Raw genomic sequence first — 22886 nt, 5'->3', positions numbered from 1 at the left:
GAGTTGATCAGTGTTCGCCAGCTGGGGAAGCATCGTCTATCGAGCCCGCTTCACCGTCATCGCTGTCATGGTGGCGGGGCTCCTCGGGCTCGCTGCGTACGGCCTGAGCCTGCAGGATCATCTCAGCCAGAGCGGCTGGGACGATCCGGGGTCGGAATCGGTAGAGGCTGCAAAACTCGCTGACGGCACGTTCGGACGCAGCACGACGGGTGACGTTCTGGCGCTGTACACGGCGCCGGAGGGCAAGACCGTCGACGACCCCGAGTTCCAAGCGAAGGTCATCGACAATCTGCAGCGGCTCGTCGCCGACAACCCCGACCAGATCATGAAGATCAACGGCTCGTACTTCAAGGTCGACAACGGTCTCTCGGTGGCGGCCCTGGCGGACAAGACCAAGCAACACGCGGTCACCAGCATCGCGATCGCCGGCGACAACGACACCGCGGTGTCCAACAACTTCCGCGACGTCGAGTCGCAGTTCTACATCGACGGCGTCGACGTGCAACTCGCCGGCCTGCAACCTGTCGCGAATTCGCTCAACGACACGATGGCCAACGACATCAAGCGCATGGAAATGCTCGCAATTCCCGCCGTCGGTGTCCTGCTGTTCTTCGTCTTCGGTGGCGTCGTCGCTGCGGCCCTCCCGTTGATCGTCGGCGGTCTGACCGTCATCGGCGCCAACGGCATCATTCGACTGATCACCAACTTCACCGAGGTCAACGCGTTTGTTGCGCCCGTGGTCTCTCTGGTCGGCCTGGGTCTCGCGATCGACTACGGACTGTTCATCGTCAGCCGTTTCCGAGAAGAGATAGCCGAGGGGTACGACACCCCGACCGCAGTACGCCGAACGGTCATGACGGCGGGTAGAACGGTCATGTTCTCGGCGACCATGGTTGCCGTCAGCCTCGGCGGTCTGCTGTTGTTCCCGCAGGGCTTCCTCAAATCGGTGGCTTACGGCGCCATTGCTGCCGTGATGCTTGCCGCGATCTCGTCCATCACGATTCTTCCCGCTATTCTCGGCATTCTCGGCAAGCGGATCGACGCGCTGACCTTCAAGAAGCTGCGCCAGACCAAGACCAACGAGGAAATCGAGAACGGTTTCTGGGGCAAGCTCACCCGCTGGGTCATGCAGCATCCGCTCAAGGTCGCGGTCCCGATCGTCGCGGCTCTACTGCTGATGATCATTCCGCTGACGGGCATCAAGTTCGGCGGTATCAACGAGACGTACCTGCCCCCGGACAGCCCCACGCGTGTCGCGCAGGCGCAGTTCGACGAACTCTTCCCGGGCAATCGCACCGAGCCCGTTCGACTCGTCATCGAGGGAGCGGACAACACCACTCTCGGTCAGATTTCCAAGACCGCAAACGCTGCGCCGGGTCTGGTCGAGAAGTTCACCCCGGAGGTCGCGACCAAGGACGGGGTCAACGTCCTCAAAGCCGGTCTGACCGAGCGCAACGAGGCACGTCCCACCATCGACTATCTGCGATCCGCGGATTGGCCCGAGGGCACAACTGTGCTCGTCGGCGGTACTCCGGCCATCGAGCAGGACAGCGTCGACGCGTTGCTCGACCGTCTGCCGCTGATGGTCGTATCGGTCATCCTGCTGACGACGCTGCTGATGTTCTTGACGTTCGGTTCGCTCGTCCTGCCCATCAAGGCTGCGTTGATGAGCGCGCTCGGCCTGGGTTCGACGCTCGGAATCTTGACCTGGATCTTCATCGACGGGCACGGTTCCGGTCTCTTGAACTTCACGCCGGGACCGATCATGTCTCCCGTCCTGGTGTTGATCATCGCGATCGTCTACGGCCTGTCGACCGACTACGAAGTGTTCCTGCTCTCCCGCATGGTCGAAGCGCGAGCGCAGGGCGCGAGTACTACCGAATCCATCCGAATCGGCACGGCACATACCGGCCGGATCATCACCGCTGCCGCACTGATTCTGATCGTGGTCACCGGTGCATTCGGCCTGTCCGATCTGGTGATGATGAAGTACATCTCGTACGGCATGATCTCCGCGCTGATCATCGACGCCACGCTGATCCGAATGTTCCTGGTCCCCGCGACCATGAAACTGCTCGGCGACGACTGCTGGTGGGCCCCGGCCTGGATGAAGCGGATCCAGCAGAAGATCGGGCTGGGTGAGCCGATCCTCGACAACGAACTTGTGCTCGCAAACGTCCCGCAGATCGCGCCCGTCGGTGCGATCGCCGGACCGGGTCAGCCGCGCAAGATCGAAGCGGCCTCGCGGGTCATGCCGCCGCCTGCCCCGGCTGCACAGCCGGAAAGCGGACCTCGTGTTCCCGATCCTCTCACCGAGCCCATTCCGCTCAGCGAAATGACGATCAAGGCACCGAACACGGATACACCTGCCGCGGAGAAGCCGGCACCGCGACGTCGTCTCGATATCGGGAGTGCAGCCAGCGCGCCCCAGAACTTGATCGAGGCACCGGTCCCCAATCCTTCGTACCGACCGCAACCGAACACCACCGACAAGCGGAGAAACCCGACGCCCGCTGCGCCGGCCGAGCGTCCCATCGAGAGTTGGTTGTCGGACCTGCGGGCTCGGGAACAGACTCCCCCGGCCTCACGGCCGCTGCCGGTGGTCCGGACGCCTTCGCGTACTAACGGTTCGGCAAGCAGCGGTTCAGGTACCAACGGCTCGAGCCGGAATGGCTCTGCAAACGGTGCTACCAACGGTTCTGCAACAAATGGCGCTGCAACAAACGGCTCGGCCCCGACCTCGGTGGAGGCGACCCCCCAGTCGCCGCCTCCACCGATCGCTCCGGAGCGTCGTCCCACCGAGCCCCGAGTCTCGGATGCCTCTGACGGCGACGACAACGCCACCGGCAGGCACCGACCTGACGACGCAGGCGCCATCAGTGTCAGCGAGCTCATCGCTCGCCAGAAGCGAAGCTGACTCATGATCCAGAAGCGGAGCTGACCTGCTCCTGCTTGGCGAAGGCTCGTGCATAACGAGTCCCGACCAGCAGGAGCAGCAAGCCGACCACCAGGAAGGCAGCGCTGCGCACCAGCCCACTGAGCGTGGCCAGGTCGAAGAGGAACAGCTTGGCCACTGCCGCGCTGGTGAGAGCAAGACCAGCTCCGAGCAAAACGCGAGCATGCTGACGGTTGTTCAGGCCGAGCACCAGCGCTGACGTGGCGGCAAGCATCCAGACGATGGTTGCAACGCTGTGCCCGGCAACAAATCCGGTTGCACTGTCGAAGATTTCGACGCCGGATGAGACGAGCGCACACGTCACCGCGTAGAGGACACCAAACCCTGCGGCCGCCCATAGAACCGCTGCATTCGAATCGGCGATCAACTTCAGTCGGTGAATCGCCCACACCAGCATCACCAGTGCACCTATCGCCGTCAGGCTCGAGAGTGCCGTGATCGCACCGAGTTGCATGGATGCGGCACGGGCAGTCGTCAACGCTTCCGGCGGAACCGTCGTGAGGTATCCGATCGATCCGATTGCCGCAAAGGCGGTTCCGAGGGCGAAGACGAAGCGCGAACCTGCATACAGCGAGACTCCGAGGAAGATCATGCCGACGGTGAGGACCAGCGGTACGACCAGAGATTCCGTCGCCCCGGACAAGCAGCACAGCAACAATGCAAGAGCGCCGGTTGCGCCCAGTCCGAATCGCAGTTGCGTCGGCAAAGGCTTGGCCGCCGCTGCAGCGGAAAGTAGTAGTGCCGCAGCAATTCCGTACAGCACTGCGGATTCGGTGCGCCCGAGCACGGCTCCGACGCTCATCAGCGGAAGAGACGAGACAACAAAGGTAGCGGTGGACCACGCCCCTGCAACTCCGCCGCGCGAGGGCGAACCCCTCCACTGCACGGCCATCGCGCAGCCGGCCCCCACGATTGCAACCACGCCGGCACTGATCACCAATTGCACTGCACTGTTACCGGATTCGCTGAAGATTGCATTCGACGCTACCGCTACGAGCAGCGCGAGAACCACGGGTACGGTGCGCGCCATACCCAGGTACTTCCAGTCACGACCGAGCTGGGCGGAGAATGTCGCCGACTGGATCGCGAAGAGGAAACCGATGAGGGTCAACGATATTCCCGACGTCAACACGGGAGCCAGCACCGCTGCGCCCAGAACGATCATGAGTGCCAGTGATTCGGAATCCCATTTCACCGCCAAAGCAACCCCGGCCGCGGCAATCCCGAAGGCAATCACCACCGCGAGCGGCGTCGTCACCCAGCCGTAGAGAACCGAGGCCGCGACGACGTCGAGGTACATTCCCGCAAAACCGGTGGCGGCCAGAGCAATCGCTCCCACTTTGCCGCCTGGTCGTCCGTGGACCCGCACCCCGGCAAACACCAAGGCGCCGGAAAGGAGTGCGCCACCGAGCACCCGCAGCGGCGGTCCGAAGAATCCGGCCTGCGCTGCAAGTACCAGCAGCATCACGACGCCGATCAGTGTGACGGCAACACCGGCCGCGGCCAGGAGTCGACTGATGACACCGTCGCGTTGCCACCAGGGCTGGCGAGGTGCGGCAACCGGATACGTCGGCGGCTGCCAGGTGGGCACGTTCTGCTGAGGACGCATTGGCGGCATCTGTGGCGCCGGAGCTGCGGGTGCCGGAACTACCGGCATGGGCGGGGGAACAGTAGCCGAGGCCAGCTGAGTCTGCAGGATCGACAGGTTCTGGCCCATGTGACGCAACTGCCGGCCGATGCTGTCGCACTCGGCCGAGAGGGCGGTCACCAGTCGCGGATCGACGGCGGGAGAGCTCGGTGTGGTCATGGCTACGAGCTTGCTGCGTGGCCGAGCCGATCAGATGAGTAGTACTACTCGATCAGCCTGGGGAGTTCTCGTATTCAACTGAGGACACCTTCGACTGACGGCACCATCGACCGACGGCACCATCGACCGACTGCATCATCGACCGACTGCATCATCGACCGACAGGGAACTATCGCCGAGGCGCTGCATTCCGCAATCGTTCGGAGAGCAACCGACCCGAAGTGTGAAGCGGAGCGGGATCCTGACGCGCCCGAGCGAGGACAAGCGCGCCCTCGAGTGCGGACAAAGCGAGAATTGCCTCGGACTCTGCGTCTTCGCGGGACCAACCGTCGGCTTCGAGGCGCTGAGCCAGCAGCCCCAGCCACGAGTTGTACCCGTCCGCACAAGCACCACGGATGACCTCGGATTCGGTTGCGGCATCCAGTGTTGCCGTAGCCAGGGCGCATCCACGTTCGTAGTCCGAATCCGACAAACGCGCAGCCAGTGCGGCAGCAAATGCCGAGATCGCGGTGGCGGCATCGGGTGAGCTCTCCAGGAGATGCCGGATGAAATCGGCCATTGCCTCACCGCGTCGCCTCAGAGCCTCGCCTGCGAGTTCTTCCTTGCCACCGGGAAAGTGAAAGTACAAGGACCCCTTGGTGGTCGCGCTCGCCGAGAGCACTTCCGACACACCCGTTCCCGCGTACCCCTTCCGCTGCAACAAGTCGGCAGCGGCATCGACCAACAAATCCCTCGTAGACATAAGTTCAACATACCGATCAGTACACATATCGACAACACTTGAAGTGCATAAATAGCCAAAGCCTTGCATCACTAGACCGATTGGTACATGATTCGAGAATCGAAACCGGAGCACAGCCAACGACGCTCACGACGGCAAAGGACCAAATCGATGTCACCGAATTCCGCAAACCACACCACGACGACCGTCCTCGGACCGGACGTAGATCTCACCGGGACTCTCGCGGCCACCGGCGTCCGGATGATGGTTCGAAGCAAACAAACCGAGGGAGGATTCTCTCTTGTACAACACCGCATCGCTCCGCATTCGATGACCTCACCGGTCCATCGCCACAGCCGCGAAGACGAGTACACGGTGGTTCAAAGTGGCCGCGTCGCAGCGATGGTCGGAGACGAGGTCGTCTACGCGGAGACTGGCGCCATGATCTTCAAACCGCGTGGCCAGTGGCACGCCGTGTGGAATCCCGACGACGCTCCAGCACGGATTCTCGAAATCATCACGCCCGGAGGGATGGAAGACCTGTTCGAACTGATGCCGAAACTACTGGCCGAAGCTGGTTCCGCCGCGGAATCGGTTGCAGCGCGGGTAGAAGCAGATTTCGGGATCGAATTCGATCTCGTTGCCACTGCCGAGATCGCACAGACGCACGGTGTGGGATTCGGCATCGAAAGTCACTGACCGACTGCCAGCACCTACCGATCAAAGGAAGATTCATGCTTGTACTCACCGGAGCAGAAGACCTCAGCGCCAACCTGAACCAAGAGTTGGGCGTCAGCGACTGGCACGATGTCACGCAGGAGTCCATCGACGAGTTCGCCCGGGTCACCGGCGACGATCAGTGGATTCACGTCGATGTGGATCGCGCGAAGGAGTCACCGTTCGGTGGAACGATCGCGCACGGCAACTACACGCTCTCACTCGGCCCCATGTTCTCGTATGCGATGTTCTCGCTCGAGGGTTTTGCGTTTGCTCTCAATTGCGGATTCGACAAGGTCAGGTTGCCTGCTCCGCTTCCGGTTGGCTCTCGCGTTCGCATGCGTGCGACGTTGAGCAAAGTCGAACCGATCAATGGCGGCGTCCAGATCACGGTGACGCAGACATTCGAACGAGAACACGGTGACAAACCCGTGTGCGTCGCCGAGATGTTGACCCGCGCGTATCACTGAAAGGTCAGGAGCCGAACATCTTTCGGATCGTGGTACCGAAGGGATGCTTCGCGGTGACACTGCCGAATCGCACCTTGCCGTGCACCACCAGATGCAGCGGGCCCATCTGCGGGCCGGAACGAACCTTGTTCGACGCACTTCCTCCGACTGCCTCGACACCGTTCATGTCCACCGTCGCCTCTTCGGGAACGATCAGTGAAATCGAACTGGCGTAGTCGTCGATCGAGATGTTCACGACCTGCGTCTGCATCACAGCGCGCGTGAAATCGATAGTCACACTGGACATTCTGGTATCGACCACGACAGCGGGAGGAACGATCCATGCGCCGTTTCGCGTCACCGTCGCCATTCGTCCACGAATCACGGCAGCATTTGCCGTTCCGTAGTTACCGACTACCGGAGCGCCGACGGGAGCGCGGTAAGGCGGGCTCGGGTGAACCGGCGGCGGCTGGGGTTGGTATGTCGGCGAAGGATACGGCTGGCCTTGGTACATCGGCTGACCTGCATTGGGATACGCGGGTGGGTCGTAGTCGGAGATCAGCGTGATGCCCGGAAGATCGGCGAGAACCGAGTTGAGCTCACCTCGCGTCTTTGCAGCCAAGGCAGTGTCCATGCGCTCGGTGAACTCACCGAGCGAGAGCATCCCTTGACCGACAGCTTTCTGCAGCAGCTCGCCGACGTGCTCTCGTTCGGCATCGGATACGCGTAGATTCCTGGCCTCCATGATTTCCAGGATAAACGTTATTCGAGACCTTGTTCTATTGCGTATCGCGTGAGCTCGACTCGATTGGCCAACTGAAGTTTCCGCAGCGTCGCCTGGACGTGGTTTTCGACGGTCCGGTGGCTGAGCGAGAGCCTCGTGGCGATCTGTTTTGCGCTCAGCCCCTTGGCGACAAGACGGAGCACTTCGGTCTCACGGTCGGTGAGCCGAGGCAGCTCGGGTGCGCGATCGTCGGCCGGTGCCGTCGACATCCGGCGGTACTCGCCGAGCACCAATCCGGCGAGGCCGGGTGTGAAGACGGCTTGTCCGTCGAAAGTCGCTCGCACGGCCTCGAGAAGTTCCGCCACCGAAGCACTCTTGACCAGGTAACCCGACGCTCCGGCTTTGACCGCGTCGAGGACGTCGTCACGCTCGGCGGAGGCCGAAAGCACCAGTACCTTGCTCTTCGGCGAAACCTCGAGCACCGCGGTGGTGGCGTCGGCACCGTTTCCGTCCGGCAGGTTCATGTCCATCAGAACCACGGCCGGTTGCACGGCGGCGGCTCGGCGGCGCGCACTCTCGACACCCTCCGCCGTGGCGCTCACGGTGAAGCCCGCGGCTTCGAGGTCCCGGGAGACACCGTCGCGCCACATCGGGTGATCGTCGACGACCATCACCGTCACCGGATTCTCGCCCATTTCGTCAGCCACGCTCACTCTTCCCCTTCGGAACGTTGATCTCCCATTCGGTGCCCTCCCCCGGCCCCGTTTGCAGGACTGCAGTTCCGCCGAGCACCTGTACTCGACCGAGAATGGACTTCGATACTCCCATGCGGCCTTCGGCCTCGGCCTGCGCCAAGCGACCTTCGGGGATTCCGACGCCGTCGTCGCGGACACTGACGATCACCTCGTCCGGCAGATCTTCGAGCAATACGTACGCCTTCGCCGCAGGACCGGCGTGCAGCCCGACATTGGACAGGGCATTGTCGACGATGGCTGCCAGTTCGATGGCTCGATCGCGCTCGATCACGACCGGGTGCGCGGGCGTCGACACCGACACCGACGTGCTGGCCTGCGTGGTCAGCAGCGGACACAGATCCACTGTCTGTCCGCCGACATCTGCCGCGGCACCCGAAACCTGCTCGGAAATCAGCATTCTCAACGCGACCTCCTGCTCGCCGGCCAGCGCGGCCAGCTCAGCTGCCTCGCCGCCGAGTGCGGCTCCTCGCCGGCGCACCATCGCCAGCACCTGCAGAACGCCGTCGTGCACTTCGCGTGCCAAACGTTCGCGCTCTTCGGTAGCCGCCGCCAGACGTACGGCCTGCTCGAGTTGTCGATGCGAGCGCCGAGCGGTGGTGGTGGCCAAGCCCAACGCCAGGCCGACCGATACGAGCACGGGAGCCGTCGCATCGCGCCAGAGATCCAGGTTGACCTGGTCGCGGATGATCGCGCTGGCCGCCGAGATGACAACTCCGGACGCCATACCGAGCCACGGTCCGCCGAGAATTGCCGCGGAGATGACCGCGTTGGTGGCCCACAGCGTGGTGGGGAGCGTCTGGTGATTCTGATACCACTCGTGGTCGGAGACCAGCCTCGTCGACGCCATCAGCAAGATGACGACCACCTGATCGGCGATCACCACCTGGTACCTCGGAAGCGTCTTACCGAACAGAGCACCGGAAGTTCCGAGCAACAGCGCCGACACCCCGGTCCACACGGCCATCAGAGCGACGAAGAACCAGCTGAGCCGGGAGTTGGTGTAGTCGGAGGCCGAAGCGAACTGGTAGCTGATCGCGTACACCAGCGTGACGAGGCGAAATGCCTGCGCCGCCCGCCACAGCGGGGCATCAGGGTCGGTGTCGACGCCCGACGCCTCGCGAACGGTCGGCTGATAGTGCAGCCGACGACGGCGGGTGGGCTCAGTCATCGGGAGGAGTGGGGTTCACGATGCGAGGCTCGGCGCGCGGCTCGTCGGGTTCGGCGGGGAACAGTGGGGTCTCCGGATCTTCGACGTGCAGTTCGGCGTACGCGATGTCCGGGTCGTCGGCGAGGAGGGAACGAATGGCGGTATTCAGGACCGCGACGATCGGAACAGCCAAGAGCCCGCCGACGATTCCGGCGAGGACGATGCCCGTTGTAATGGCGAGAACGACTGCCAGCGGATGCAGGCGAACAGCGCGACCCAACAACAGCGGTTGCATCACGTGCGCTTCGAGCTGCATGACGCCGATGATGATGCCGAGGACGATCAGTGCCGTCAGGAAACCCTTCGTGACCAGAGCGACAAGCACCGCGAGAAAACCGGTCAGAAATGCACCGACGATCGGGATGAACGCGCCGATGAACACCAACGACGCCAGCGGCAGGGCGAGCGGCACCCCGAGGATCGCCAGGCCGGCACCGATACCGATCGCGTCGGCGGCGGCAACCGCGACCGTGGCGCGCACGTAACCGATCAGCGACCCAAAACCTGCAGAACCGGCGATCCGCACCCGACGACGCGCGTCGGTGGGAACGATCCGGGTGACGAACTGCCAGATCTGGTCGCCGCCGTAGAGGAAGAAGATGAGAGTGAACAGCGTCAGCAATGCCCCGGTGAAGATCTCGCCGATGACCGTCGCTGTGGTCAAGGCGCCGCTGGTCAGGGACTCACGATTGGATTGCACCGACTTGACGACCGAGTCACCCGCCTGGCGGATCTGATCCTCGCTGAAATGCAGCGGGCCGCTGGTGAGCCAGTTCTGAATCTGCGTGACGCTGGCCGTGAACTGGTCGGTGAGCTGGGGCAACCCGTCGATGAACTGCTCGACGACAAACGTCATGATTCCCGCGACCAGTCCGATCGAGGCAAGCAGAACGACGATGACGGCTGCCGAGCGAGGAACTCCCCATACCTGTAGCCGATCGACAACCGGAATCAGCAGAGCCGATGCCAGTAGAGCCAGCCCCACCGGGATGAGCACGGTCTCGAGGCGCAGAACCACGTATCCGAGAACCAGTAGCCCGGCAAAAATCACGATGAGGCGCCACGACCATTCCGCCGCGATACGCACGCCCGGATGCACCGCCCGAGCGTCGGCGGAGATGGGTTTGTTCATCCTCGAAGCTCGCTCCGCACGCCCCCTGTTTGCGTTCACCTCGCGAGCCTAACCGGACCGGCCGACACAGGTGAGCGGACCAATAATCGGACGCGCGTACCAACACTTCGAGCTCTGCCAGCTAAATTGAACCCTGTGCGGGCCTCATACAGAGCAATAGCGGTGACCATCCGCAGCCGGTGGCCCCTCTATATGCTCTCCATGCTCGCGGCCAATCTGATCGGCGCGGTGCTGGTCTTCGCTTTCGTGCGGTACGGCGTTCCGATCCAAGAGTCCGACGCGATAGTTGCCGACCGGGTCCGCAACTTCGCGATCTTCGGCGTTTACCTGGCATTCGCCGGTGCCGTCAGCCTCACCGCGGCGGCAATGATGTTGAAGTCGGTCATCCGTTGGCGGCTGCGCGGGGGTCCGCCGACGAGGTCCGAGCAGATGGCGGCACTGCACGCGCCGCTTCGCCAGGCCATCGTCCACCTGGTGCTGTGGATTCTGGGCGGCATCATCTTCGTGTTCCTGACCATCACCGAGATGCCCGGACTCGCGATCGCCGTGATCGTGACGGTCTGCATGGCCGCGACCACGACCTTCGGGTTCACCTACATGCTCGGCGAGCGCATCTTGCGTCCGGTCGCCGCCCAGGCGTTGAGCGAGGGCGAATTCGATCGGACCATGGCGCCGGGCGTCGGAACCCGGCTGGCGATGACCTGGGGACTCGGCACGCTGATGCCCGTCGCAGGCATCATCTTGCTGTGCTCGACGCAGCTCACGACCGATCTCGAGTTCTCCCCCGACTCGCTCGCGTGGGCGATCCTGCTCATCTCGATCATGGCGATCGTGCAGGCCTTTGCACTGTCGATGCTGACGGCTACTCAGATCTCCGATCCGATCCGACAACTGCGACGCGCCATCGAGCGAGTGCAGCGCGGCGCCACGGACGTACGCGTCGAGGTGTTCGACGGCAGTGAGATCGGCCGGCTACAGGTCGGATTCAACCGCATGATGAAAGAGTCCGACGAGCGTCGCCTGCTGCGTGAGCTGTTCGGCCAGCACGTCGGCGAGGACGTGGCCCGGCGCGCGCTGAAGTTCGGTACCGAACTGGGCGGCGAAACTCGATTCGTGGCAGTTCTGTTCGTCGACATGGTCGGATCAACCGGTGCCGCGGCCGAGCGCCCGCCGGGCGAAGTGGTCGAACTGCTCAACGAGTTCTTCCGTGTGGTCGTCGACGTCATCGATCGCCACCACGGTTTTGTCAACAAGTTCATGGGTGATGCGGCGCTCGCCATCTTCGGTGCACCACTCGATCGACCCGACGCTCCGACGGCAGCCCTCGCGGCGGCTCGCGAGCTGCGGTTCAAGCTCAACGACATCACCGGCTTGGACGTCGGTATCGGCGTGAGCGCGGGACTCGCGGTCGCCGGCAACATCGGTGCTGCCGAACGTTTCGAGTACACCGTGATCGGCGATCCGGTCAACGAAGCATCACGGCTCACCGAGCTCGCGAAACTTCGGCCCAGCCGAGTGCTGGCGTCGACGAGCGCGCTGTATTTCGCCGACGAAGAGGAACAGGCCGAGTGGGAACTCGGCGAGCAAGTCCAACTGCGTGGGCGCCGACGACTGACGCATCTGGCGTGGCCCGAAAAGTATCCAGAGGTCGATCCGGATCAAATTGGTTAGGGTGAGTCGATGGCTCAGCCTGGAAACACCCCACGGCGACTGAGACGACCACGCTCGCCCGTGGCCGGGACCAGTCGGGCCAGAGGGCGCTACTGGTGGCTGAAGTGGGTGCTCGGGATAGCGCTCATCGCCCTCCTGATAGCCGAAGGCGCATATCTCTGGCCCAGGCTAAGTGAGGCCTGGCGGGTCCTGACCGAAATCCATTGGGGTTGGGTGGCCGCGTGCGTCGCGGCCCAACTCATTTCACTCAGCGGTTACGCGTCCGTTCAACAACGTCTGCTCAACGCCGCTGGTGTGGTTGCCGGTCACCTCAAGAACCTCTCGGTCATCTATGCCAGTACGGCAATGGCGCTGACGTTGCCTGCCGGCCAGGTCTTCTCCACTGCATTCACGTACAAACAGACTCGAAAGTGGGGGGCGACGCCGGTTGTCGCGTCCTGGCAGTTGGCGATGTGCGGTGTCATCGCCGCCGCGACGCTGGCACTACTCGGCGCTACCGGCGCAGCGGCGTTCGGCACCAAGGTCAGCCCGGTGACGCTCACAATTTCGATCGTGGGCATGGCAGCACTGTTTCTGGCGTTGCGATACATAGCCCAGAATCCCGGCAGCATCGAGCGCATCGGACACCGAGTTCTGGCGCTGTACAACCGTTCTCGCAATAACCCGACCGGACGCGGTATGCACCGTTGGTCCGAAATCCTCAAGCAACTGGATTCGGTCGAGCTCAGCCGCACCGACTCGGTCATCGCATTCGGGTGGTCGGCCATCCATCGTGTCGCCGATGTCGCTTGTTTGGGTTTCGCATGCTGGGCGGTGGGCGCGGAACCCTCCTTCGCGGGGCTCCTGATTGCCTTTACCGCCGCCAAAGCAGTCGGCAGCATTCCGCTGCTTCCCGGCGGGCTGGGCTACGTGGACACCGCACTGATCACCGCGCTGACGATCGCCGGTGCCAGTGGACCGCAGGCGATTGCGGCATGGCTTGTATATCGGTTGGTCAGCTTCATCATGGTCGCTGTCGCCGGTTGGATCGTCTTCTTGATCACGTTCCGTGCAACCCACCACGAAGACCTCGAGATGGACCTCGAGTTCGAACGCCGCGAACAACCCGGCGTCTAGCGTCGCAACGCTGCCGCCATGTCGTCGAGGTGTGCCCGGCTGATCCGTACCGCTGCCTCCGCGTCGCCGGCTTCGATGGCGTCCACCAACATTCGATGCTCGTCCGCATCCGGCTGACTGTGTGGATGCAGGTCCAGAACCGCGATCAACTCGATCAACGCGGCCCGCAGACGCGGCACAAAAGTCTCGAAGAGTTCCGACAGCACGGGATTGTGTGCCGCATCCACCACTGCCCGGTGGACGGCGATATCGGCGTCGACAAACGCTGCGTCCCCAGAGTGCGCGGCAGCAGTTCTACCGTCGAGCGCCTGCCGCAGAGCCGCGACGTCAACGGCATCGCGGCGCTGCGCTGCGAGGCGAGCCGCTTCGATCTCGACCGCGTTCCGCACCTCGACGACATGAAGAATCGCCTCGGCTTCGAGCACACGCGGCCACTGATCCGGGGGTGTCGTACTCCGTAGGAAGACGCCGGCACCCTGTCTCGATTCGAGCATGCCGAGGCCCGCGAGGGTCCGCACCGCTTCCCTGATGGTGGACCGACCGATACCCAACTGCGCAGCCAAAGTGGTTTCACCTGGAAGTTTGGCGCCGACTTCCCATTCACCGCTCACGATCCGCGCTCGCAGCAACTCCGCAGCCTGGTCGGTGAGCAGCCGACGCTCGACGATCGGTGACACGTGAACTCCTCAGGTTGTCTGATAAGTGATTTCGTTCTAGTGTAGCCCGCATGGCTACAGGAGCACTCCTTCTCGACTGCCGCGGCGGGGCCTGACAGACCGGCACCCCTCCGCGGGGTTTCGCCATGCCGGTCTCTCGACTCGACCGCAGGAGAAACCGAAGATGAGTACTACCCGCGCCAACCGCTGGAACAACCAGAAGCCGTCACCCATGCCGTCCGAGCGCTATCGCGCCGCGTGGGATCGCGTCGACATTCCGATTTTCGACCGAACGTGGCCGTCCAATCGCACCACCGCGGCGCCCCGGTGGGTGCCCGTCGATCTGCGTGACGGCAATCAAGCCCTCGCAGAACCGATGGACCCCGAACGCAAGCGCCGAATGTTCGAACTGATGGTGGCGATCGGCTACAAGGAAATCGAGGTCGGCTATCCCTCTGCGAGCCAGACCGATTTCGATTTCGTTCGCGACCTGGTGCGGTTCGATCTCGTTCCCGACGACGTCACCGTCGTCGTATTCACCGCCGCGCGTACGGATTTGATCGAACGGACGTACCAGTCGATCGAGGGACTGCCGAACGCGGTCGTCCACATGTACACCGCGACTGCGCCGACGTGGCGAAACGTGGTTCTCGGCAAAGAGCGAGAAGAGTTGCACGACATGATTTTCCGCGCGGCGCAGGACGTGGCCCGTGGCGGCGAAGGCCACGACGGGTGGCGATTCGAGTTCTCCCCCGAGGTCTTCAACCTCACCGAACCCGATTACATCCTGCAGGTCTGCAACAGCCTCACCGAACTCTGGGACGCCAGTCCCGATCGCCCGGTCATCCACAACCTGCCTGCCACAGTCGAAATCGCCACCCCCAACATCTATGCCGACCAGATCGAATACATGCACCAGAACCTGGCCCGACGCGATTCGGTGATTCTCTCGGTCCACCCGCACAACGACCGCGGCACCGGGGTTGCATGTGCCGAACTGGCAGTACTGGCCGGCGCGCAGCGCGTCGAGGGATGCCTGTTCGGCAACGGCGAGCGCACGGGCAACGTCGACCTGGTCACGCTGGGGCTGAATCTGCATGCACAGGGCGTCGATCCGGAAATCGACTTCTCCGACATCGACAAGATCCGTCGAACGGTGGAGTACTGCAACCGAATTCCCGTCCACGAGCGCCACCCGTACGGCGGAGATCTCGTGTACACGGCATTTTCCGGAACCCACCAGGATGCGATCAAGAAGGGCTTCGCCCATCACTACGAGAGTGCGGAGGCTGCCGGCGTCGATCCGGGATCGGCGCCGTGGGCAGTCCCCTATCTGCCGATCGACCCCGCCGACGTCGGCCGCGATTACCAGGCGGTGATTCGTGTGAACAGCCAGTCGGGCAAAGGCGGAATCGCTTATCTGTTGCAGACCGAGTACGGGGTCGAACTCCCCCGGCGCCTGCAAATCGACTTCGCCTCGTGGGTGCAGCTCGAAACCGACGACTCGGGCACCGAAATGACCGCCGACCAGCTGTGGAAACTGCTGCTGCGCGAGTACGGATACAACGGAGGAGTGCGTCGGTACTCACTGGAACACACCGCCGACGGTGATCAGTTGTTCATCGCCATTGATCGCGACGGACGCGAGGTCACCGCTGTAGCCAGTGCGTCCGGGCCGGTCGAGGCCTTGAGTAAAATCCTGACCGAACAGGGCTCGGCGGTCGAGGTCGTCTCGCTCACCCAGCATTCACTGCCCCGCAACCCGGAGTCTTCCGGTAGTGCGAATTCGGCAGTCACCATCGCAGAATGCGTGGTGAACGGCGAAGGGCGCTGGGGCATTGCGGTGCATCAGTCGGTGACAGCGTCGGCGCTTCACGCCGTCTATGCCGCAAGCACAAACACTGTGATGCAGCTCACATGATCTTGCGGAAGGATTTCCTGGGGTCCATAGTTGAAGCTACAAGAACTTGAACATTCAACTACTTATTCAGGAGCTTCCATGACCACCGCAACCTTGCCCACATTGACCGCCGGAACCTGGGTCATCGACACCGTCCACTCCACTGTCGGATTCTCGGTTCGCCACCTCATGGTTTCCAAGGTTCGTGGAACGTTCGACGAGTTCTCGGGAACGATCACCGTTGCCGAAGACGGAACCCCCGCCGTCGAGGCCGAGATCTCCGTGGACTCCATCAACACCAAGAACGAGCAGCGCGACGGCCACATCAAGTCCGCTGACTTCTTCGACGTCGAGAAGTTCCGGAAGGCCACCTTCAAGTCCACCGCAGTGCGCTCCAAGGGCAGCGACTTCGTCCTCGCCGGCGACTTCACGCTCCACGGCGTCACCCGCGAGGTCGAGCTGAACCTCGAGTTCAACGGCGTCAACCCGGGCATGGGCCAGGGCCCCGTCGCCGGATTCGAAGCCACCACCGTCATCAACCGCAAGGACTTCGACATCTCCATCGAGATGCCCCTCGAAGGCGGCGGAGCAGTTGTCGGCGACAAGATCACGATCACCCTCGAGATCGAAGCCGGCCTCCAGGCCTAACAGCACTGTGCGCCTTTATTAACCGCCCGCGGTTAATAAAGGCGCACAGTCGTATGGTGTGAGCGTGAAGAAGTACGCACCATTCCTGCTGATCGACGCCATTCTTGTCATAATCTTCTGCGCGATAGGGCGCCGTACCCACGAAGAAGCCAATGCGCTCGCCGGTCTGGCGAAGACATCGTGGCCCTTCCTGACCGGCCTGGTGATCGGATGGGCTGCCACGTTCGCGCTGTACCGCGACAAGTTCAACGCCGTTCTCCTTCTTCCCACCGGCATTGTCGTTTGGCTCGGCGCCGTCGTCATCGGCATGATCCTTCGAGTGTTGAGTGGCCAGGGCACCCAATTCAGCTTCATCGTCGTCGCGACGCTGGTCCTCGGCGCGTTCCTTCTCGGTTGGCGCGCACTCGCTCCGCTGGTAGCGAGGATCCGCACCAAGTCGTAACCAAACTCCACGGCTCGGAACCACCCGAAATGCCCGAGCACGTAGGACACTTTTCGAATGAGCAACACTACGGAGCCCGTCGAACGTAGCGAGAAAGAAGACCGGGGGTTCTTCGGCCAACCCTTTGCGCTGGCGAACCTGTTCGGCGTCGAGATGTGGGAGAGATTCTCCTTCTACGGGATGCAAGGCATCCTCATCTACTACCTGTACTACAGCGTCAGCGACGGCGGCCTCGGCATCAGTCAGGCGGCAGCGACCAGCATCGTCGGCGCATACGGCGGCACCGTCTATCTGTCGACGATTCTCGGCGCGTGGGTGGCGGACCGACTTCTCGGCTCCGAGCGCACGCTCTTCTACAGCGCTTCGCTGGTGATGGCCGGCCACATCGCCTTGTCGGTTCTTCCTGGCATGTGGGGTGTGGGTGTCGGCCTGGTCATGGTCGCCTTCGGCAGCGGCGGTTTGAAGGCCAATGCGACCTCTCTGGTCGGAGACCTATATTCCGAACAGGACAATCGCCGCGACGCCGGATTCTCCATCTTCTACATGGGCATCAACATCGGCGGTCTTGTCGGTCCACTGCTCACCGGAGCCGTCCAGGACGCCTGGGGATTCCACGCCGGTTTTGCTCTCGCCGCCGTCGGCATGGCTCTCGGCCTGATCCAGTACACGCTGGGTCGGAAGCATCTTCACGGAATTGGAGCCGAGCCCGGCAACCCGTTGCCTGCAGACAAGCGCGCGCTCTACATCGGGATCGGCATTGCCGCGATCGTCGTCGTCGCGGTCGCCTCGATCACCGGTTTGATCACCGCGGACAACATGTCCGACGTCGTTGTCGGACTCACGATCGTCGCGTCGGTCGGTTACTTCCTCCTCATGCTCACCAGTAAGAAGGTGACCAAGGTCGAACGCAGTCGAGTCTTTGCATTCATCCCGATGTTCATTGCGAGCGCGGCCTTCTGGTCGCTGTTTCAGCAGCAGTTCACCACCGTGCCGGTGATCTCCGACAAACTCCTGGACCGCAATCTCTTCGGTTGGGACTTCCCGCCGACGTGGGTGCAGTCGATCAATCCGGTGTTCATCATCATCTTTGCCGGTGTGTTTGCAGCGATGTGGACAAAACTCGGTGACCGTCAGCCGTCGTCGCCGATCAAGTTCGCGCTCGGTACCGGCACGATGGGTCTGGCGTTCCTGGCATTCATCCCGATCACCGGTGGCGGACCGAACAGTGCACCGCTCCTCGGCCTTGCCGGAGTGCTTCTGCTCTTCACCTTCGCGGAACTCTTCCTGTCCCCCGTCGGCCTTTCCCTTGCAACCAAACTCGCGCCCGAGCATTTCCACACCCAGATGGTGGCGTTGTTCTTCTTGTCCGTTGCATTGGGTTCTTCGATGGCGGGAACCTTGGCCGGTTACTTCGACATCGACGACAGTCGTCCGTTCTTCCTGATCATCGGTTTCTCGTCAATCGGAATCGGAGTACTTCTTGCTCTTGCCTCGCCCTGGATCAAGAAGCTGATGCAGGGCGTGAAGTAGGCGGTCTCACTTCACCCACAACCACAGAGCCAGCACGAATCCCGCTATCGCTACTGCCACACGCAGTACCGATGGCGGGATTTTCTTGACTACGGGCGGGCCACACCAACCTCCGGCCAACGCTCCGAGCGCCATCGCCAACGCGGCCACCCAATGCACCTGTCCGGAGAAGGCGAAGATGAGTGCAGCCACAAGATTGGCAATGCCGAGAAAGAAGCTCTTCAGGATCGTTGCACGCCACACCGTTTCGGAAGTGAGGATGAGCGTCGCGGCCAGGAAGATGACGCCGGCACCAGCACCGAAATAGCCGCCGTAGACCGCGACGGCAAACAGTGCGGCCGAGTAGATTCCGGGACGGTCACCGCCGCCGGACAACTCACGAATCTTCGGTTGCAGTAGCAACGCGAGCGAGGCGAACACAACCATCGCCGGCACAACGGATTCGAACGAACCTTCCGGTGCCAGCCACAGAATCAGGGCACCGATGATGCCGCCGGCGGCCGAATAGAGAGACCAGCGAACAAGTTTCGGACCCGTGTCGGCAACTTCACGGGACGAGTTCGCCAATGCGCCGACGCCGACGGCCACCAACGCGACGGTATTGGTCATGTTCGCGCTGACCGGCGAAAGCCCGACGCTCAGCAGCGCCGGATACGAAACAATCGATGCGAGACCGGTGACAAAACCGACTAGACCGCTGAAGAATCCCGCTACGACGAGGAAAAGGAAATCGAGCAGGTTCACGAACCAGGAATCTACCCGCGGTGCCTGGTACTACTTGTCGGCAGGCTTGCCGAGTTCCTGGAAGAGCTTGTCCGTCATCTGCATTGCTCGATCGCCGCCGTCGGCGTCTGCGACGAACACTGCAAACGCGAAGTCACCACGTGATCCATAGAACCAACGATCGTCACCGCTCGCTGCACCGGCCGCCATCATGTCCGGGTACCCGGCGAGTCCGCCGGCCCCTCGCATCGCGTCGCGCAGACGATTGTTGACGTCGCCGGGCAATGCCGTCGGCGTGACGTCGGCGGTAGCCGGTTGTCCGAATACCATCATCGGCAGCGGGGCACTGCCGCGGGCGATCGATGCCGCGAGCATCGCCATTCCGAACGGTGTCACTGTCGGCGCGTCCGAGTCGTTGGACGTCTTGTTGACCATGACGTTGTTCATCGCCTGGTCCACGCCGGGGCGGTTCGCGGCAAGTACTGCCGTCTGCTGATCGAGTCCCTGAATGTGGAAGCCGTTGCCGAGTCCGAGTTGCTGCCCGGTGTCGGCCAACTGTTCGGGTGACACAGATCCGGGGTCGACGCCGTTCTGCATCGACGATGCGAGGCGGACCAGATCGAGGGCGCCGCCGGCCGGGCGCAACCCGGTGAATGCGATCGGGCCCTGCTCGATGGCCTGATTGTTCTGTGCTGCAGCCAGAATGGCACCGTCCGACGGGCGGATCGCGACGATGGCGGCGGGAGTACCTGCACTGACGACGGCTTCGATCGCAGCGAGTTGAGCGTGCGAGTCGAGGGTTGCGGCGACGTCGGGGCCGGGAGGTCCTTGGAAGCCGGCTTGCTTGATCGGGAATCCGTTGGACTCCACCAGGTTGACCGCCCAACCGGCGGTGGCGTCGCGATTGGCCTGCCACACGGTCCGAAGCGGGTCCAGGAGCGGCGAGTTGATACGACGATCGGAGGCGATCAGCTTGGGTGTCTTGACCACGACGACGCCGGGGATCGCAAAATCGCTTTCCAGGTACGCGTAGTCGGGATCGCGGAGCAGTACGGCGGTGACGGGCTTGCCCGGGTTGGCCGCGAGGTCGGCCAGCATCGACTCCGAGGTCACCAACGGTGCGACGGGTTCGAGAACTGCGGCGAGGCGACGAGTGGTGTCGACGGGGTCCGGCATGGTCGTCGGGTCGAGAGTGATCGCGTTGATGGTCTGCTCGTTCATGAGCAGGGTGCCCGTGCTGTCGACGACCTTCGGGGGCGCTGCGTCGGTGCGGGTGTACGAGACGGTGCGCCCGTTTCCGAGGTCGGGAACCAGGACTGACGGGTCCCAGGACACCCGCCAGCCGACGGAAAGATCGCGAACCTCGCCCTGCGACTGGTAGCTCCAGTCCTTGCCTTCGCCGAAGTTCCAGGACGCGTCGAGGGTGAAGAGTCCGGAGTCGCTACCCAGATCCATGACCTGAGCGACGTCGAAGTCGGTGGACTTGGCGGCCAGTCCGTCGAACATCTGCTGGATCGAGGGGCGGGCTGCGTTGGGGTACGACGTGAGCGCCGCAGCAGCTTCGGCGTCGTGGTTGTTGAGGGCGGTGACGAAGTCTTCCACCACCGAAGCGGCGTCGGTTTTCTTCTCCCCACCGATGACACATGACGCGAGCGCCACTGTCAGAACGACAGCAGTTATCGAAGCAACGACATATTTTCCACGACGGTTGTGCTGTCCTCCGGGCCCCATGCATGTAACTCTTTACTTCTGTCACACGAGTAACAAGCACGGGATGCCTACGAACGTGTCACGGTTGAGCTACGACGGCGTGATCCAACTGCAACGGAAAACAGGTTTCAGCGCAGAAAAGTACCCGCTACCTGCACCGCAGGCGAAGAGCTGTCGGCGCCGGCAATGAACACCGCAAATGCGAGATCTCCCTTGATTCCGACAAACCACCCGTGTGCTGGACCACCTTCGGTTTCGGCCGTACCGGTCTTGCCCAGAAGCCCCGGAATGTCCTGCAACGACGTTGCCGTACCGCCTGTGACGGTCTCGCGCATCATCACCCGCAACTGTTCGGTCACCTCGGTGGGCGCCGGTGCCACGGTCTGATCTGCCACGCCGGGCTGTCCCTTGACCAACATCGGCGCGGGTGTCGTCCCGTTGGCGATCGAGGCCGCCACGAGAGCCATCCCGAAAGGCGTGGCGGTCACCGTGCCCTGTCCGATCGCGGACTCGACGCGTTCGGCGGGCGTGTTCGCGTCGGGGACGTTGCCCGTCACCGTCGTGAGGCCCGGGGTGACGTAGTCGACGCCCAGCCCGAACTGCAGAGCCGCGTTGTGCAGAGCATCGGCAGGCAGACCCACGGCCATCCTGGCCATGGTGGTGTTGCACGACTTCGCGAACGCGGTGTGCAGCGGAACCGATCCGAGGTCGAACTCGTCGTCGTTGGGGATCTGACGGCCCTCGATGTTCTCGGTACCCGGGCACGCCAGAACGGTGTCCGGTGTAGCGACGCCGGCTTGCAGCGCCGCGGAGGTCGTCACGGTCTTGAACGTGGACCCCGGTGGGTACAGGCCGGTCAACGCAATGGGGCCCTGTGCGTCGGCGGGGGCATTCTGGGCCACCGCCAACACCGCTCCGGTCGACGGCTGTAGCGCTACGATCGCCGCCTGTTGCGTCACCCCGGCGAGCGCGTTCTCGGCCGCGAGCTGCAGTGGTCGGTCGATGGTGGTCGCGATGTTCGGAGCGACCGGCCCGTCTTGGCCGGCGACGGTGGTGACGGTTCCGTTCTGCTTCACCTGCTGCACCGCCCAGCCTGCGGATTTGTCCTGCCCCTCCTGCCACAGATCGGACAGCCCACTGAACGTCGGCGACGCCAAAGTTTTGTCCACCGAGAGCAACCGCGCTTGCGGCGCCAAGCTCACTCCGGGAATCGCCGCCAACCGCTCCTCGATCGGTGCAAGATCCTCGGCACGCAAAGTGATTGCGGTGACCGGCTTCCCGCTCGCCGACGCAAGGTCGCCGCTGAGCGATGCCGCCGTGATCGTCGGTGCGATGGGCGAGAGCAGGGCGGCCACGGCTGCCGTGTCCACCGGAGGAACCGCAGCGGAATCCAGATTGACCAGCGTCACCACCTGCTGCTCCATGATCGGCTGACCCGCCGCGTCCAGCACGGACGGCGGCGCACCGGTCGTGGGCGTGTAGCGCAGAGTGGTCGAGGAGGTCAGGTCCGGGGCCAGCAGCGCCGGGTCCCACTGGATCAGCCAGTTGTCCCCGCTTTTCGACGCGTTTCCCTGCGTCGAGTAGTTCCAGTCCTGACCTTCACCGAACTTCCACGCCGCATCGAGTGTGAACGTCCCCGCAGAATCACCGGACTCGGTGGCGTCGGAGACGGTGAATGTTCCCTCGTCCTTGCCCAGCCCGTCGATCAGAGCCGAAATCGCAGTCGAGGCCGCCGCCGGATCGGTGGTCAGGGCTGCCGCCGCTTGCACGTCATCCGACGTGAGCGCGGAGGCGAACTCCTCTGCCACTGATTTCGGCTGGTCAGGGCCAGAACTGCAGGCAACTACCGATCCTGCGGCCAATACCCCCAGAGCCACGGCAGCCACGGGACGACGGAAAGTTCGGAAGCTCTGACGAGCGTGTGAAAGGCGCACGACTCCGATCATGCCCGAATTTGTGGCGCCGGTTCGACTAACGGTGTAATCATGTAATCAGTGCAATAAACGCACGTCATGCTCCACC

Annotated in this window: 19 protein-coding genes; 9 read left to right on the top strand and 10 right to left on the bottom strand. The window is 63.0% G+C overall.

Going from position 1 to position 22886, the window contains the following annotated elements; all coding sequences use genetic code 11:
• Positions 1-10 precede the first annotated feature (10 nt).
• Positions 11-2917: an MMPL family transporter gene (locus tag R4P70_RS20970; protein ID WP_141487721.1), complete on the top strand. Its 2907-nt coding sequence runs from the start codon at positions 11-13 to the stop codon at positions 2915-2917.
• A gap of 1 nt (position 2918) precedes the next feature.
• Here the strand turns inward: R4P70_RS20970 and R4P70_RS20965 are convergent, their stop codons facing one another.
• The gene (locus R4P70_RS20965; RefSeq protein WP_317831520.1) at positions 2919-4763 is read right to left on the bottom strand and encodes a DUF2339 domain-containing protein; all 1845 of its coding nucleotides are present in this window, start codon (positions 4761-4763) and stop codon (positions 2919-2921) included.
• Between the two features lie 169 nt (positions 4764-4932).
• On the bottom strand, positions 4933-5505 hold the full coding sequence (locus tag R4P70_RS20960) for a TetR/AcrR family transcriptional regulator (protein WP_019747106.1): 573 nt from the start codon (positions 5503-5505) through the stop codon (positions 4933-4935).
• Positions 5506-5655: 150 nt separating this feature from the next.
• Here R4P70_RS20960 and R4P70_RS20955 point away from each other — a divergent pair, with 150 nt between their 5' ends.
• Together R4P70_RS20955 and R4P70_RS20950 are read left to right on the top strand one after the other, a co-directional pair.
• Positions 5656-6183 carry a cupin domain-containing protein gene (locus R4P70_RS20955; RefSeq protein WP_259117404.1) on the top strand — a complete coding sequence of 176 codons (528 nt, stop codon included), beginning with the start codon at positions 5656-5658 and terminating at the stop codon, positions 6181-6183.
• Between the two features lie 35 nt (positions 6184-6218).
• Positions 6219-6671 carry a MaoC family dehydratase gene (locus tag R4P70_RS20950; RefSeq protein ID WP_019747104.1) on the top strand — a complete coding sequence of 151 codons (453 nt, stop codon included), beginning with the start codon at positions 6219-6221 and terminating at the stop codon, positions 6669-6671.
• 4 nt (positions 6672-6675) lie between these two features.
• On the opposite strand, the gene R4P70_RS20945 is transcribed toward R4P70_RS20950, so the two are convergent.
• Genes R4P70_RS20945 through R4P70_RS20930 form a run of 4 tightly spaced genes read right to left on the bottom strand, consistent with a single transcriptional unit; the run spans position 6676 to position 10468 of the window.
• A complete protein-coding gene (locus tag R4P70_RS20945; RefSeq protein ID WP_021333130.1) occupies positions 6676-7395 on the bottom strand; it encodes a DUF1707 domain-containing protein in 720 nt (239 codons plus the stop codon).
• Between the two features lie 17 nt (positions 7396-7412).
• Complete coding sequence (locus R4P70_RS20940; RefSeq protein WP_037134012.1) at positions 7413-8069, bottom strand: response regulator; 657 nt, start codon at positions 8067-8069, stop codon at positions 7413-7415.
• A gap of 4 nt (positions 8070-8073) precedes the next feature.
• Positions 8074-9297, bottom strand: coding sequence for a MacS family sensor histidine kinase (gene macS / locus R4P70_RS20935; RefSeq protein WP_020906401.1), 1224 nt, complete (start codon positions 9295-9297; stop codon positions 8074-8076).
• Positions 9290-10468: an AI-2E family transporter gene (locus R4P70_RS20930; protein WP_019747101.1), complete on the bottom strand. Its 1179-nt coding sequence runs from the start codon at positions 10466-10468 to the stop codon at positions 9290-9292. Before R4P70_RS20930 ends, macS begins: the two co-directional genes overlap by 8 nt.
• Positions 10469-10660: 192 nt before the next feature.
• Here R4P70_RS20930 and R4P70_RS20925 point away from each other — a divergent pair, with 192 nt between their 5' ends.
• Positions 10661-12139 (top strand): adenylate/guanylate cyclase domain-containing protein, encoded by a 1479-nt coding sequence (locus tag R4P70_RS20925; RefSeq protein WP_003945952.1) that lies wholly within the window; start codon positions 10661-10663, stop codon positions 12137-12139.
• A gap of 9 nt (positions 12140-12148) precedes the next feature.
• Positions 12149-13255, top strand: a complete 1107-nt coding sequence (locus tag R4P70_RS20920; RefSeq protein ID WP_205907495.1) for a YbhN family protein — start codon at positions 12149-12151, stop codon at positions 13253-13255.
• Here the strand turns inward: R4P70_RS20920 and R4P70_RS20915 are convergent.
• Positions 13252-13932 (bottom strand): FadR/GntR family transcriptional regulator, encoded by a 681-nt coding sequence (locus R4P70_RS20915; RefSeq protein WP_007734477.1) that lies wholly within the window; start codon positions 13930-13932, stop codon positions 13252-13254. The genes R4P70_RS20920 and R4P70_RS20915 overlap by 4 nt on opposite strands.
• Positions 13933-14095: 163 nt before the next feature.
• Between R4P70_RS20915 and R4P70_RS20910 the strand changes: the two genes are divergently transcribed.
• The 4 genes from R4P70_RS20910 (at position 14096) to R4P70_RS20895 (ending at position 18431) form a co-directional block, all read left to right on the top strand.
• Positions 14096-15832, top strand: coding sequence for a 2-isopropylmalate synthase (locus R4P70_RS20910; RefSeq protein ID WP_317831512.1), 1737 nt, complete (start codon positions 14096-14098; stop codon positions 15830-15832).
• Between the two features lie 78 nt (positions 15833-15910).
• Positions 15911-16459 (top strand): YceI family protein, encoded by a 549-nt coding sequence (locus tag R4P70_RS20905; RefSeq protein WP_317831510.1) that lies wholly within the window; start codon positions 15911-15913, stop codon positions 16457-16459.
• Positions 16460-16523: 64 nt separating this feature from the next.
• Complete coding sequence (locus R4P70_RS20900; RefSeq protein ID WP_030534655.1) at positions 16524-16901, top strand: DUF3054 domain-containing protein; 378 nt, start codon at positions 16524-16526, stop codon at positions 16899-16901.
• A gap of 57 nt (positions 16902-16958) precedes the next feature.
• Complete coding sequence (locus R4P70_RS20895; protein ID WP_019747095.1) at positions 16959-18431, top strand: peptide MFS transporter; 1473 nt, start codon at positions 16959-16961, stop codon at positions 18429-18431.
• Between the two features lie 6 nt (positions 18432-18437).
• Here R4P70_RS20895 and R4P70_RS20890 read toward each other — a convergent pair whose 3' ends face one another.
• The 3 genes from R4P70_RS20890 to R4P70_RS20880 all read right to left on the bottom strand — a co-directional run bounded on the left by R4P70_RS20890 (position 18438) and on the right by R4P70_RS20880 (position 22810).
• Entirely contained in the window at positions 18438-19175 is a 738-nt protein-coding gene (locus R4P70_RS20890; protein WP_003945554.1) for a sulfite exporter TauE/SafE family protein, read from the bottom strand.
• 30 nt (positions 19176-19205) lie between these two features.
• A complete protein-coding gene (locus tag R4P70_RS20885) occupies positions 19206-20885 on the bottom strand; it encodes an NTF2-like N-terminal transpeptidase domain-containing protein (protein ID WP_256063722.1) in 1680 nt (559 codons plus the stop codon).
• Positions 20886-20992: 107 nt separating this feature from the next.
• Entirely contained in the window at positions 20993-22810 is a 1818-nt protein-coding gene (locus R4P70_RS20880) for a penicillin-binding transpeptidase domain-containing protein (protein ID WP_211918315.1), read from the bottom strand.
• Positions 22811-22886: the final 76 nt, after the last annotated feature.

Source organism: Rhodococcus sp. IEGM 1241 (assembly GCF_033142365.1).
GTDB lineage: Bacteria > Actinomycetota > Actinomycetes > Mycobacteriales > Mycobacteriaceae > Rhodococcus_F > Rhodococcus_F erythropolis.
This window is presented reverse-complemented; position numbering and strand designations above follow the sequence as displayed.

What these genes read in the sequence shown, in the direction of transcription:
- R4P70_RS20965 (WP_317831520.1), bottom strand. Translation starts at nt 4,763, where the DNA reads ATGACCACACCGAGCTCTCCCGCCGTCGATCCGCGACTGGTGACCGCC.
- R4P70_RS20960 (WP_019747106.1), bottom strand. Translation starts at nt 5,505, where the DNA reads ATGTCTACGAGGGATTTGTTGGTCGATGCCGCTGCCGACTTGTTGCAG.
- R4P70_RS20955 (WP_259117404.1), top strand. Translation starts at nt 5,656, where the DNA reads ATGTCACCGAATTCCGCAAACCACACCACGACGACCGTCCTCGGACCG.
- R4P70_RS20950 (WP_019747104.1), top strand. Translation starts at nt 6,219, where the DNA reads ATGCTTGTACTCACCGGAGCAGAAGACCTCAGCGCCAACCTGAACCAA.
- R4P70_RS20945 (WP_021333130.1), bottom strand. Translation starts at nt 7,395, where the DNA reads ATGGAGGCCAGGAATCTACGCGTATCCGATGCCGAACGAGAGCACGTC.
- R4P70_RS20940 (WP_037134012.1), bottom strand. Translation starts at nt 8,069, where the DNA reads ATGGGCGAGAATCCGGTGACGGTGATGGTCGTCGACGATCACCCGATG.
- macS (WP_020906401.1), bottom strand. Translation starts at nt 9,297, where the DNA reads ATGACTGAGCCCACCCGCCGTCGTCGGCTGCACTATCAGCCGACCGTT.
- R4P70_RS20930 (WP_019747101.1), bottom strand. Translation starts at nt 10,468, where the DNA reads ATGAACAAACCCATCTCCGCCGACGCTCGGGCGGTGCATCCGGGCGTG.
- R4P70_RS20925 (WP_003945952.1), top strand. Translation starts at nt 10,661, where the DNA reads ATGCTCTCCATGCTCGCGGCCAATCTGATCGGCGCGGTGCTGGTCTTC.
- R4P70_RS20920 (WP_205907495.1), top strand. Translation starts at nt 12,149, where the DNA reads ATGGCTCAGCCTGGAAACACCCCACGGCGACTGAGACGACCACGCTCG.
- R4P70_RS20910 (WP_317831512.1), top strand. Translation starts at nt 14,096, where the DNA reads ATGAGTACTACCCGCGCCAACCGCTGGAACAACCAGAAGCCGTCACCC.
- R4P70_RS20905 (WP_317831510.1), top strand. Translation starts at nt 15,911, where the DNA reads ATGACCACCGCAACCTTGCCCACATTGACCGCCGGAACCTGGGTCATC.
- R4P70_RS20895 (WP_019747095.1), top strand. Translation starts at nt 16,959, where the DNA reads ATGAGCAACACTACGGAGCCCGTCGAACGTAGCGAGAAAGAAGACCGG.
- R4P70_RS20885 (WP_256063722.1), bottom strand. Translation starts at nt 20,885, where the DNA reads ATGGGGCCCGGAGGACAGCACAACCGTCGTGGAAAATATGTCGTTGCT.
- R4P70_RS20880 (WP_211918315.1), bottom strand. Translation starts at nt 22,810, where the DNA reads ATGATCGGAGTCGTGCGCCTTTCACACGCTCGTCAGAGCTTCCGAACT.